1 protein-coding gene is annotated in these 228 nt (G+C 65.4%); it reads left to right on the forward strand.

Going from position 1 to position 228, the window contains the following annotated elements; genetic code table 11:
- Nucleotides 1–228 (forward strand): hypothetical protein (locus SB847_RS22540; RefSeq protein WP_410579019.1); only part of this gene is annotated, 228 nt, incomplete at both ends.

Below are 228 nucleotides of genomic sequence, written 5' to 3' on the forward strand. Positions count from 1 at the left end.
ATTCTCCTTGGGCCCGTGGACCGGCTACCGCTGCCCGCCCGATTCCTGCCCGGCACGTACCTTGCCGCCTCCCCGTCGGCGGCGCTGGCCACCCTCCACCGACTGCGCAACGGGGAAAGCGGGCATCTTATCCTTTTCGATGACGCCTCCCTGGAGGACAACCAGGGGCTTGCAACGCTTCTGGACAGCGCACACTTAGCAAAGTGGAGGGTCATTCGTGGCGGCAGT

Origin of the sequence: Bacillus sp. SIMBA_026 (genome assembly GCF_046535335.1) — a bacterium.
Lineage (GTDB): Bacteria > Bacillota > Bacilli > Bacillales > Bacillaceae > Bacillus > Bacillus velezensis.